Source organism: Lewinella sp. (assembly GCF_050633125.1).
Taxonomy (GTDB): domain Bacteria; phylum Bacteroidota; class Bacteroidia; order Chitinophagales; family Saprospiraceae; genus Lewinella.
The window spans coordinates 78,927-90,221 of record NZ_JBOEFX010000021.1 but is presented as its reverse complement, the minus strand read 5'-3'; the positions used below and the strand labels follow the sequence as shown (position 1 = coordinate 90,221).

At 45.9% G+C, this 11,295-nt stretch carries 9 protein-coding genes; 5 read left to right on the top strand and 4 right to left on the bottom strand.

Annotated features, from left to right (window positions below):
• Nucleotides 1-8: 8 nt before the first annotated feature.
• Complete coding sequence (locus tag ACRBG0_RS05820) at nucleotides 9-845, bottom strand: hypothetical protein (RefSeq protein ID WP_431485962.1); 837 nt, start codon at nucleotides 843-845, stop codon at nucleotides 9-11.
• 48 nt (nucleotides 846-893) lie between these two features.
• Nucleotides 894-1,670 carry a UDP-2,3-diacylglucosamine diphosphatase gene (locus ACRBG0_RS05815; RefSeq protein ID WP_431485961.1) on the bottom strand — a complete coding sequence of 259 codons (777 nt, stop codon included), beginning with the start codon at nucleotides 1,668-1,670 and terminating at the stop codon, nucleotides 894-896.
• Nucleotides 1,671-1,890: 220 nt separating this feature from the next.
• On the opposite strand from ACRBG0_RS05815, the gene ACRBG0_RS05810 reads away from it, so the two are divergent.
• Together ACRBG0_RS05810 and ACRBG0_RS05805 are read left to right on the top strand one after the other, a co-directional pair.
• Nucleotides 1,891-2,676, top strand: a complete 786-nt coding sequence (locus ACRBG0_RS05810) for an SDR family oxidoreductase (RefSeq protein ID WP_431485960.1) — start codon at nucleotides 1,891-1,893, stop codon at nucleotides 2,674-2,676.
• A gap of 113 nt (nucleotides 2,677-2,789) precedes the next feature.
• On the top strand, nucleotides 2,790-3,866 hold the full coding sequence (locus ACRBG0_RS05805) for a sensor histidine kinase (RefSeq protein ID WP_431485959.1): 1,077 nt from the start codon (nucleotides 2,790-2,792) through the stop codon (nucleotides 3,864-3,866).
• Between the two features lie 3 nt (nucleotides 3,867-3,869).
• Here the strand turns inward: ACRBG0_RS05805 and ACRBG0_RS05800 are convergent, their stop codons facing one another.
• Nucleotides 3,870-4,532: a hypothetical protein gene (locus tag ACRBG0_RS05800; RefSeq protein ID WP_431485958.1), complete on the bottom strand. Its 663-nt coding sequence runs from the start codon at nucleotides 4,530-4,532 to the stop codon at nucleotides 3,870-3,872.
• An 84-nt stretch (nucleotides 4,533-4,616) separates the two neighbouring features.
• Nucleotides 4,617-6,683 carry a hypothetical protein gene (locus ACRBG0_RS05795; protein ID WP_431485957.1) on the bottom strand — a complete coding sequence of 689 codons (2,067 nt, stop codon included), beginning with the start codon at nucleotides 6,681-6,683 and terminating at the stop codon, nucleotides 4,617-4,619.
• Nucleotides 6,684-7,111: 428 nt separating this feature from the next.
• On the opposite strand from ACRBG0_RS05795, the gene ACRBG0_RS05790 reads away from it, so the two are divergent.
• From ACRBG0_RS05790 to ACRBG0_RS05780, 3 genes are all read left to right on the top strand, one after another.
• Nucleotides 7,112-7,543: a DUF2141 domain-containing protein gene (locus ACRBG0_RS05790; RefSeq protein ID WP_431485956.1), complete on the top strand. Its 432-nt coding sequence runs from the start codon at nucleotides 7,112-7,114 to the stop codon at nucleotides 7,541-7,543.
• Nucleotides 7,544-7,645: 102 nt separating this feature from the next.
• Nucleotides 7,646-8,080: a hypothetical protein gene (locus ACRBG0_RS05785; protein ID WP_431485955.1), complete on the top strand. Its 435-nt coding sequence runs from the start codon at nucleotides 7,646-7,648 to the stop codon at nucleotides 8,078-8,080.
• A 72-nt stretch (nucleotides 8,081-8,152) separates the two neighbouring features.
• Nucleotides 8,153-11,251, top strand: coding sequence for a M4 family metallopeptidase (locus tag ACRBG0_RS05780; protein ID WP_431485954.1), 3,099 nt, complete (start codon nucleotides 8,153-8,155; stop codon nucleotides 11,249-11,251).
• Nucleotides 11,252-11,295 lie beyond the last annotated feature (44 nt).

Below are 11,295 nucleotides of genomic sequence, written 5' to 3'. Positions count from 1 at the left end.
AAGTCTAACTAATACCCTTCGACAACAAATTTCCCTTCCGCAAAAAGCAGATAGCGACGATCAATCTGTGTTCGAAATAAAACGGGCTTATTTGCGGAGTCAGGCCATTCCAGTGCTTGTTGTAATTGCTGCTGCGGGAAGTAGCGGTGATAATTGCCGTTCCGACGAAAATAAAAGACTTGTTTTTGGAAGAAGCAATCTTCCACTTCTGTAATTTTCCACCATTCCTCCAGCTGGCCCAGGATGGAAAATAAAGCAATTCCTCTCTGTGGAAAATTGAGGGCTAGCCGATCACCCCAGCGTAAAAGTTGGGTTGGCCCTTCTGTCAAACTTTCGCTTAATCGGAAGTCGTTAGAGGTAAATAGTACTTCGCCACGAGCATTTAGCCGGTAAAGCCGCCCCGCGAGTTCGTCATAAACCCAAAGGTTGTTGTCGTGACTACGAGTGACAGCCGTGGCGTATTGAACGGGAGTATCCCTTAAATCGAGGGTAGCGCGTTCACTCAGCGTGCGGTCGAGTAAAACAATGGTTTGCTGCTCTTTGTAGAAGAGTAATATATTGAAAGGGTCGGTAGCGTCGATAGTGAAATCTTCTCCCAGTGTTGTATTGTAATACTGGAAAAGGGCTTTCCCTTGCGGCGAGTATTGCATCAATACGCCTTTGTAATCTACGGACAAGAGTTGCTGTAAGGGATCAACTGCAAAGGTAGCGACGCTGTCTTTTTGGAAAATGATTAGCCTTGAGCTATCGGATGTTACCTGAGCACCCATCTTGATAGGCAGACACCCCAGTAGCAGGAGTACAAGAAGAACGAGTGGATGGTTATGAAGTTGATGATTATTCACATTAAGTGAACGTTTGGAAACGGAGATTGGTGTTAGGAGAAGGTAATTCTAATTTGGGCTTTTGACCGCTCGCCCCTCTGGATGCTCAAAAAACGCCAGTTTTAGTTCTTGGCCATCAAAAACGGCGTAAGAGTTAAAATAAACCCATTCCCCGAGGTTGATATAACGGGTGCGGTTATTGGGTAATAAGTAGTCAATAGGAAGATGACGATGCCCAAAAACAAAGTAGTCGACTTCGGGCAATTGTTCCGATTTACGCGTGCTGTACTGTAGCAGCCACTCGTTATCAGGACCAAGAAAGACATCTTCATTGTGGTTAGCCTCCCGGCTTTTGCTAGAAAAAAAGTTGGCCAGCCCTATGCCAAAGTTGGGATGAAGGCGAGCAAATAGCCACTGGCAGACGCGATTAGCAAATACCTTTTTTAACAATTTGTAGCCGTGGTCTCCTGGCCCGAGGCCATCACCGTGACCAATGAAAAATGTCTTGCCGTTAATTTCGTGAATGACAGGTTCACGGTAAATAGGAGCATCAAGTTCTTTTTCCAGGTAGTCGAACATCCACATGTCGTGGTTGCCAGTGAAGAGGTGGAGCTTGATACCAGCATCTCGTAGTTCAGCGAGTTTGCCGAGAAGGCGAACATATCCACGAGGGACGGCCGTTTTGTATTCAAACCAGAAGTCAAAAATATCTCCTACCAAGTAGATGGTATCAGCATCATGGCGGATGGTCTCCAACCAACGAACCAGCTGCCGTTCACGTTCAGCGCTACTCAGCCGACCATCGACACCAAGGTGAAAATCCGAAGCAAAATATGTTTTACCCAAAAGGAAGTGATTCTGATTAGTTTTGCGAAATTACGAAACAAGCACGATATCGGTGGAAATGGGCTAATCGTACCAGTGCGATCATACAAATCCAGGGAGCGTGACCTGATAGAACGCTGATTAGGCGGATTTTTGTTAAAAAGAAAACCGTGTGAACCTGTTGAGTCCTGTTAATTCCGTATTCTATATGGTATCTTTGTTCTGATCTAACCAAGAAAGAATGAACCTCGATTTACGTAATAAAAATGCCCTTGTTGGTGGCAGTAGCAAAGGAATAGGTAAAGCCACGGCGCAGGAGTTGGCAGAACTAGGGGCTAACGTCACGCTGATGGCTCGGTCGGCAGAATTGTTGCAGGAAGTAATAAAAGACCTTGATACTTCAAAGGGGCAACAGCACGATTTTATCACTGTTGATTATACAGACGTTGCTGATTTACAAGCCAAGGCCAAAGCACTGACGGAGAAAAAAACGATCCATATTCTTGTCAACAATACCGGAGGCCCTCCGGGAGGCCCGATCTTAGCTGCTGATTTGTCGGCATTTACCCAGGCACTCAACAACCATTTGCTTTGTAATCAAGTACTGGCACAGGCAGTAGTACCAGGAATGAAAGAAACTGGCTACGGTCGTATTATCAATGTGATCTCTACTTCGGTGAAGTCGCCGATCAATAACCTTGGGGTCTCTAATACGACCCGTGCTGCTGTTGCTAATTGGGCCAAAACACTGGCTAATGAAGTGGGGCCAGACGGTGTAACTGTCAATAACCTCCTTCCTGGAGCGACGGAAACGGAGCGTCTACACGGCTTACTTGATACTTGGTCAACCCAGAAAAACATCAGCACCGATGCTATGGCCGACCAAATGAAGCAGAGCATTCCCCTGGGGCGCTTTGGCCAACCACAAGAGATTGGTGGCGTCATAGCTTTTCTCGCTAGCCCGGCTGCGGCTTACATTACAGGCACGAATATTACGGTGGATGGCGGCCGTACTAAAATGTTGTAGTCAGGTAATTCAGGGGTTAAATAAGGCCACTCAGGTTGGCTTTTATGCCACCTGGTTGGTAAGTAAAGCAAGCTAAGACAAAAATAGGTAGCTTTGGAGGGATGATGAAAATTATGCAAAGACTGGCACGAAACCGGGCCCTCTTAGGCTTCAACGACCTTCCCATTGCCTTGGTGGGAGTGCCGCTGGTGGCTTTTGTGATGCCCTTGTTGTTTTTTAACGGTACGCTAGAAAATGGTTTTTTGGCCTTCTGGCCAAAGTGGAAGGTCTCGCTATTTTTTACCATTTTTTACTGGATGGTAATGCGCCAGGCGGTACTTTTCTTTCGCTCTCGTTGGCCGGAGTATAAGGATACGATAAAGCGCTTATCCTTCATGGTGCTCACAACCATAGCAATGGTCTTGTTGCTGAATAACTTTTGCTACGATATCCATGATGTACTTTTGCCTGAAGGGTACCACAGGGATATGAGTAAATTTGATTACGCCAAGAGTACCTTTATGGTAGTCTTCTTCATCATCTCTCTTTACGAAGGTATTTATTTTTATCATCGCTGGCGACTGAGCCTAATCGAAACAGAACGTTTACGACAGGAAAATATCAGCTCCCAGTTAGATGCACTCAAGAGCCAGGTCAATCCGCATTTTTTATTCAATAGTTTAAACACCCTCACTTACCTGATCCCTGAAGACGAGAATCGGGCGGTGCGTTTTGTGCAGCAGCTTTCCAAAGTGTATCGCTACATTTTGGAAATTCGTGACCGGTCTTTAATCACGGTAGCCGAGGAGCTCGATTTCCTGGATGCCTATCAGTTTTTACTCAAAGAGCGTTTTGGTGAAAACCTGCAGTTGCAGTTACAAATAGATCCTGCTGTCAAACAACTGCACATGATTCCGCTATCTATGCAAATGTTGCTGGAAAATGCCATTAAACATAATATCGTTAGTAGCGAACAGCCATTGACAATCGAGGTTGTTGTTGGTACTTCTAATGGTACACTATTGATCCGCAACCAACTCCAGCCTAAACAACAGGTTCAGGTTTCCACGAAAGTGGGCCTGGATAATATTCGCCGACGCTACGCTTTTTACACCACCGCTCAGGTGGAAGTAAGTACGGAAGACGGATGGTTCAGTGTAGAGCTACCGCTGCTGCATACGCCAGAGCTGGTTGCGGAAGGAAAAGGATAGGCTTTATTCAACCTTAAAAGCAAAGCCCCCTTGGTCGTGAAACTGTTGATCAGGCCGTGCAAAGACGCGTTCGTTGAAAACAGGATCAGGGCTATCCATCAGTAACTCAATGTTATTGTCCGAATCTCCGTTGATGTCCATAACCGCGTAGGAAGTAGCCTTTGGGCACCAACCAGGAAACGTGGCGGCGGGTACTTCGAGGTTTACGCCCTGATTCAAGACGTAAAGCCCTGGCGTTTGTGCCACGAGCTGGAACGTTATTTCGTAATTATCTCCTACAGTCAAGTATCGGCCATCCAGTATGGTATTGCCTTCTACCCCTGTTTTTAGGTCATAATCGTAGGCCGGATCAACAATGAACTCAAAATTGTCGAGGACATCCTGATTTGCAGGGTTTTCGTCCACCTTGGCGAGTTGGGTCGAGGCTGAATGGGGGAATGTCTCAAAAAAGTAGGTGTTTTCCGTAATGCGATCATAAAGATCCTGGCTTAGGCGGGAAGTGATCGTCAGCGTATCTCCCACGCTGATGGTAGGGGTGTTTGGACTTACAGTAGCCGCAATCACAAATTCGTAAACACCGGAAGGGTTGTCTTCACAGCCTTCGTCGCAAGTAGCAGCGATAAAAATCCAGGATATGCCGAGGAAAAATAGAAAATTGGCTTTCATGTTGAATAGTTTAATTGATGAATCAATGAGAAAAAGCTTGCAGCAAGAGTTTATTCCCGCTGCAAGCCTGATTTAACGTTTCTTTTATTCGTAACTATTAAATAGTCGGTTAATGTCTGTTGTTGTATTGTTGGTGCCAGGAACGATGTCCGAGTTAATCCGAATCCTCAATTCGTCAGGGTTGGTTACCTGAGAGGTGATTAGGTTGAATATTTGCTGAATGCTGATATCTCTTACCTGATCGTTAACGGTACCTACCCAAGGGCCTATTCGATCCTGGGAAACGAGTTCTTCGCCACCATCGTATAAATCCTGATAGATGCCGATGGGTATGTGCCCATCTGTAAAATTCCTGGTTTGTTCCAGTCGCCGAATATAGGTGACGTCAAAGTCGGAAGTATTGCTGCCGTATTGGGCGTGCGTGAAGTGATGAGAAACATGCTCTGCCCAGGATTCCATGATGGAAATGTGCCCTGCCCCCATGACGCTGGCATTGCCCCACGGATGACCAGTTTCGTTGTCAGCAACGATTTCAGCTGTGGCCAGGTCTTGCCAGTATGCGCTGCCCACATTATGGTAGATGCCCGCGTGGCCCAGTTCGTGAAATCCAATGTCTGCCAAGCGATCTGAAAAGGAATGATTGGTCCCAATCATCACATCTGGTACAAAGTTGGCAACAGAAGCGGCGGTGATGCCCCCAGCTGTGGCGTAGAGCATATCTAGTAGTTCCCAGTTGCCAAAGTGGTCGGATTGGTAGAGGCCATCAGTGACGACATTGGCTAAGCCAGCAGCTCCCAGATAGGAGGTCATCAAGGCGAAGCCACCTCTTCGTTGGGGAGCAACATAGATGTCAAGATCGGGTAAGCGAGAGATGCCATTCTCATCCGCGTAATCATTATAAGCGTGGAATAGGTTGTTGATAGAGGCGGCTCCCCAGTAGCGGTGGGCCTGAGAGTTTTGATTGTTCCACATGTTATAGTTGACGGTCATATTGTGAAAGTTAGGGCCTGCTACTTGGCCGAGGTTGTCCGTGACGGTTGTCAAGTGCTCCCAAAGGCGAGCACCAGCACGTGGGCCACGGATACGGGTACCTCGTCCATTTTTAAATTTGATCATGAAGTAGGCATTCCCTTTATAGGCTCTGTTTATGCGCCAGCAGCCATTGTCATCCGTATAAGTGTTGTCGATGGTAAACCAGCCATTCCAGCCAATGACTTGCACATTTCTGACCCCTTCATAACCCAATTGTGTATCCTCTACTCGCACACATCCTCCAGGATAGCGGCGATTAGAAGATAGTAAGCAACCGCAATCGTTGGTTAGTAGAGTTGATCCGTTACCACCATCGTCTTCGGCACAATTGGGGTAATCAGGGTGGCCAGGATAGCACTCTGGTTCAAAGTTACGGCACCATTCCGGGATGAAGTCGTCGCCACAGTTTAGTTGATCAGATATGCAACAGGGCCAACTCGCGCAACCGGGGTGGCAATCGTCTGAATTCTCGGTGGTGCCTCCGTTACCAAAGGCAGCAGCCTGCAAATCTTCGATAGTCAGACCCAGGGGTAGTGGGTAACGTTCTTCCACTTCTTCTGTATTCCCGGTACGGGTAAACGCCCGACGCATTAAAAAAGGATCTGCTTCAATCAAGTTAAGTTCTGCGATTAATTCATAATTCACAGCAGGGAGCTCATCCTCGGGGCTTACCACTGTCCATAAAGTAGGGTAGTCGCCTTTGCTGCCGGGTTCAAAGTAATAATCACCTATGCGTTCGACTTTTTGTTCCAGCGGGAAGTCAAAAAAGATGAGTTCTGTTTCCTCAAGTGCGACGAGTTCTGTTTCATTTTGGGGTTCAAATTTCAGGTAATGGTGGGTGGTGGGCACTTTTTCTATACTGGTGCCGTAAACTTCGTTCATGGCAGCAGCCAGATTTTCTACAGTGTAGGGATTTTGTCGTACTTCTCCGAGGATAGTTTGTTCGACAAAACTACTCCTTGCTAAGTCGTCAACATTAAAGACTATAGGTTCAGAGAAGATGTAGTCTGGTTTTTTAACTTCTTCATCGAGGAAGGGATCTTTTTCACAAGAAAGAAAAGTGATCATTAAGCCTATTAAAAAAAGCGTACTGGTTAAATAAATTTTGAGAGTTCGCATTGTCTACTAAATTTTCTAATTATTAATTCTTATATCTTTTCTTAGAGCTGGTTTGGGCCGGTTTCGTCACGAGAATCAAGGCTTTATGGTTCTGGCGAAGCTGCGAAATTCGAGTTTAGCGGGCTAAGTGAGTATTTTGCAGCGAAGTCAGGTTCGTGAAGTCTTGATTCGCAGTAGGAACAAGTCCCAAACTTGCTCTTACTTGTATAAGATTGAAAAAGGCGTTTCGTGACTTTTTTCAGGAAGTTTTTTTCAAATATTGAATGCGCCTCTTCTCTTCAGCTGTTTGTTGAAAAAGGGTTATGCTTGGTTTGGTCACATCGTTTAGTGTGTTTTTTGTTCTTGGTAATGCACTTTATGCTACCGCCTTAAATGTGGCGTTTGCAACAAAAGAGCCTGATCTTGCGTTTTGTGCGAAAATGATATTTATGGTTTCACTGCTGCAGAGTTACTTTTTCTTAGCCAGCCTCCTATTGGCGACCGATCCGTTAGAGGTGAGTATTACCAATATTAGTGAGGTTAAAGGCTGTGTTCGGATAGCCGTTTTTAAAGATGCAGCCGATTTTGAGGAGGAAAAAAACGCAGTCTATGATGAGGTGATTTCACTTACGTCAACAGCTCCGATTTATCGTCAACTTCCATTGAGTGGACGAGCATCTTATGGAATTGCCTTGTATCATGATGTCAATAATAATGGCAAACTCGACCGCAATACGCTAGGGATTCCCAAAGAACCTTACGCTTTCTCTAATAACCCCTCTGCAAAGTGGCAAGCACCTACCTTTTTAGAAATAGCCTTTGTTCCGGCAGATGTGAACGGCCGCCTTTCCTTAAGGCTAATGGCTTGGGGGGACCGGTAGTTATAGGCAGGAAGGCAATGGTGAAAATCTATTCCTCAATTCCTTTTGGTCGAAGGCAAAAGACGTATTTTGCGGGTATATTCTTTTACCAACCATTATGGTATGAAAACTATCCTAAACTGCACTTTTCTTTTAGCGTTGGCCTGTTTATGCTGGCAATGCAATCGCGTTACTTACACCGCAGAGACCTTCCCTGGGGAAAACTACCTGGCTTTTGGAGAAGGCGGCGGCTTTGCAGGCAGCCTTACTACTCATTATCTGTTGCCAAATGGCCAGCTATTTATTAGCGAAGGTATTGAAGGAGCTAAAGTTTCAGATGGAGGAATAGGCAAGGGGAAGGCGAAAAAAATGTTGCAACGTTACCAGGAAGAAATCCAGCCTTATGATTTTCAAGAACCGGGAAATCGTTATTCTTTTTTAGAATACGTTGCTGCCGATACTACTTACGAACAGCAGTGGGGGCGTGCCGGAATAGAAGTTCCCGAAAAGATGTTGATGTTTTTCCAGGATTTACAGTTACTCTTACCACAAGAGTAAGTCAAAAGATGGGTGTCGTAATAAGCGCTACGTGATTTTGATACCCTAGCAATCACCTTAAAAGAATTGAATATGTCTAAGTTATACGCCTCGATTTTTTCCTTTTTGCTGTTGCTGTCGGCGACAGTGTTGTTGGCCCAAAAGCCTGTCCTTAGCCCACGCCCGGCTAGTGAACGTCACAGCATGGAAGACATTCGGGCCGGGTTTAATTTTGAGGCCATTACTAGCGGAGATCGTTCCCAGAGAGTGGTGAGTGCTGCCTTTTCTTTACCGCTTTCAGGGATGAGTATGCTTGCGCCCAGTCCTCTTATTGAACGTTGGCAAGCACAACCCAATGCACAAACAGGCTTACCTGATTGGATTCAATTATGGGGAGCTGAGTTGCATACTGGCACCCCAGAAGTTCAACTACAAGCTTGGTTAACTGCATTGGCCCCCAGTTGGAAGCTGGAAAAGCCAGATGAAGCTTTTGTATTACAAAATACAATAATGGAGGAAGACGGTAAATTACACTTGGTTTACCAGCAATCGACGACTGGTGTTCCTATTTACGGCAACGAATTGAGAGCACATTTTACAGATGGTCGGTTGGTCTTGCTACATGGTCGGGTACTGCCTACTCCTGTGCTAAACATGGAGCCTACGCTGACGGCTGCTGCTGCCTTAGAACAGGCACGCACGGCTGTAAAGCAACATACCCGAATCAAGGACTTAAGCGCTCAAGAGCAAGTCTTATTAGGTGGCGATGCAGTTACCCAGGAATTAGTGGTTTACTACCCCGACAACCAATGGCAAGACCCTCATTTGGTATGGTCTGTGATCATTGTTCCTCACTTGGCAGATCGTTGGCAGCTTATGATCGACGCTCATACCGGCGAATTGCTAAATGAACACAACCATGTATGTCACTTCTTACCACCAAATGGACCCGAAGTAACAACGGCTACCGATTTGCAAGGCATCAATAGAACAATACATTCTTACGAATTCAATAATAATAACTACCTGATTGATGCTTCACGATCAATGTTTTCCGCAGCAGCGTCTGATATGCCAAATACACCTGATGGTGTAATCTGGACGATCAACGGCAATAATACTTCTCCTGCAAATGATAACTTTAGTACTACCCACAATGTATCGACAGGTAACTTTTGGAATGACCCATTAGCAGTATCTGCCCACTACAATGCTGGTGAGGCTTATCGGTATTTTGAAGAGACCTTCAACCGCAATTCCATCAATGGACAGGGCGGTAATATTGTTTCCCTGATCAACATTGCAGAGGATGACGGTTCTGATATGGACAATGCCTTCTGGAATGGGCAAGCCATGTTTTACGGTAATGGAAACACGGCTTTTACCTCTCCACTGGCCAAAGCATTGGATGTTGCCGGGCATGAAATCTCGCACGGCGTCGTACAAAACACCGCCAATCTCGAATACGAGGGAGAATCAGGTGCCCTCAATGAGTCTTTTGCAGATATTTTTGGTGCAATGATCGACAGAGACGATTGGCAAATGGGAGAGGAGGTCGTTAATCCAAGTATTTACCCTACAGGGGCCCTCCGGGATTTGTCTAACCCTAACAACGGTGGTAATAGCCTCAGTGATCCAGGCTGGCAGCCAGCGCATACTAATCAACAATACACGGGTAGCCAAGACAATGGCGGTGTACATATCAATAGCGGGATTCCAAATCGTGCCTTCTTCCTACTGGCCAGTGACATTGGCCGCAGCAAAGCCGAACAAATATATTACCGTGCTTTGACGATGTATCTCACTCGCTCTTCTCAGTTTCTAGACTTGCGGGCATCAGTAGTACAGGCGGCACAAGACATTTATGGGAGCACCGAAGCAAATGCCGCCATCAATGCTTTCAATACGGTAGGCATAGGCAGTGGCGGCACTGGTGGAACGCCTACCAATACACAGTCGGACTTGGCTGTAAACCCTGGCAATGAATACATTTTGTATACAGAAGGGAACAACAACAACCTCTATATACAGACACCAGCAGGTGTTTCCATTTCCGACCCTTTGTCAAACCTGGACCCTTTTAGTAAACCGACGATTACAGACGATGGTAGTGTGATCGTTTTTGTTGCACAAGACAAGACCATTCAGGCAATAACCATTGATTGGCAAACAAATATGGTTCAGACTTTTGTATTAGGTAGTAGCCCTATTTGGCGTAATGTTGCCATCTCCCGCGATGGAAACCGTCTGGCAGCGATAACAGATGACAACGATAATCGGCTATTAATTTTTGACCTAACTGCTAGTGGAGCCCCCTCACAAGAATTCTTCCTTTACAATCCTACCACTGCTGAGGGCGTAGCCACAGGCGATGTGCAATACGCTGATGTACTGGAGTGGGACCACTCCGGAGAGTATGTAATGTATGATGCCTACAATATCATTCCTAGCCAAAGTGGCACGTCTATCGACTACTGGGATATTGGTTTTCTACGTGCCTGGAACCGTAATGCAGACAACTTTGGCGATGGTTTTATTAGCAAGCTCTTTAGTTCCTTGCCGGAAAACACGAGTGTAGGCAACCCTACGTTCGCCAAAAATTCGCCTTATATTATTGCACTTGATTTTATTGACTACGATGCAAATAGCTATTTTCTTTCTGCTGCAAATATTGAGACAGGAGATGTAGGTACCATTTTTGAAAACGGTCGCCTGAATTATCCTAACTATAGCAATCAAGATAATCAGATCATCTTTGATGCGGAAGAAGATACTTTTGGTGATGCGGTAGTTGCTATTGCTGACCTTAATAGCGATAAGATAACGCCTGCTAGTGGCGGCTTCATCTTTATTAACAACGGTTTTGCTGGTGCTCGTTGGGGGACATGGTTTGCTAATGGGCAACGGCAGCTGGTACAAACCCTTGATCCTGTTTCGCCAGATGCTTGGGCACAGGCTTTTCCTACGGTAAGCAAAGGCCAGATTACCCTCGCTTGGGAGTTGACGTCAGCAGCCCGTTTGCAGCTGCAAATTATTGACTTAGCCGGGCGTGTAGTACAGCAAAGTCAGTGGGATAGTGCTACTGGGCCAGGGCAGCGCCAGTTAGACCTTGGTGCTTTAGCAGCGGGCAGTTATTTGGTACAACTACGTGCTGGAGAGCAGGCGTTTAGCCAGTTGGTAGTGATTGAGTAGACCTTTTGTCATTGTCACGAGCAATAAAAAAGCAGGCACCTTTA

Coding starts and splice junctions, on each gene's coding strand:
- ACRBG0_RS05805 (WP_431485959.1), top strand. CDS start 2,790: ATGCAAAGACTGGCACGAAACCGGGCCCTCTTAGGCTTCAACGACCTT.
- ACRBG0_RS05780 (WP_431485954.1), top strand. CDS start 8,153: ATGTCTAAGTTATACGCCTCGATTTTTTCCTTTTTGCTGTTGCTGTCG.
- ACRBG0_RS05790 (WP_431485956.1), top strand. CDS start 7,112: ATGGTTTCACTGCTGCAGAGTTACTTTTTCTTAGCCAGCCTCCTATTG.
- ACRBG0_RS05785 (WP_431485955.1), top strand. CDS start 7,646: ATGAAAACTATCCTAAACTGCACTTTTCTTTTAGCGTTGGCCTGTTTA.
- ACRBG0_RS05810 (WP_431485960.1), top strand. CDS start 1,891: ATGAACCTCGATTTACGTAATAAAAATGCCCTTGTTGGTGGCAGTAGC.
- ACRBG0_RS05800 (WP_431485958.1), bottom strand. CDS start 4,532: ATGAAAGCCAATTTTCTATTTTTCCTCGGCATATCCTGGATTTTTATC.
- ACRBG0_RS05795 (WP_431485957.1), bottom strand. CDS start 6,683: ATGCGAACTCTCAAAATTTATTTAACCAGTACGCTTTTTTTAATAGGC.